The sequence below is a fragment of the Nocardia citri genome, from assembly GCF_054065835.1.
Window position 1 is genome coordinate 1 of the sequence record NZ_JBSUQM010000082.1, and the last position, 488, is coordinate 488.

1 protein-coding gene is annotated in these 488 nt (G+C 67.6%); it reads right to left on the reverse strand.

What is annotated here, in order from left to right; all coding sequences use genetic code 11:
• Positions 1–488 (reverse strand): ATP-binding protein (locus ACW2Q0_RS31215; RefSeq protein WP_457194509.1); only part of this gene is annotated, 488 nt, incomplete at both ends.

The window sequence follows — 488 nt, forward strand, 5'->3', positions numbered from 1 at the left end:
TGTAGTCCGGCTGCGGCCGCGTCCTCGGTGTCCTCGGCAAGGCAGTATTCGAGCGCGTCACGCAGGTTGGGTTGCTCGCGCTCGAGCCTGGCCATCCAGTAGGGCTGCCGGTCGCTGATCCATTCGGCTTCCGCGGTCAGCGCCAACTGCCGGAACCAGTCGCGGTGGCGGCGCCGAATCAGCTGGTCCTCGCCGGACTCCCCCAGCGTGTGCCGACCGTAGTCGCGGATGGTCTCCAGCATCCGCAGCCGCACCACACCATCGGATTCGTCGCGGATCACGATCGACTTGTCCACCAGCGACGACAGCACATCCAGCGGATCGACCAGATCGGCGCCGCACACCCCTTCGACCGCATCGAGTTCGAAGCCCCCGGCGAACACCGACAACCGGGCCCACATCCGCTGCTCGCCCGGGCTGCACAATTCGTAGCTCCAGTCGATACACCAGCGCAGGGTCTGCTGCCGGGTGGGCGCGTTGCGGCTGGC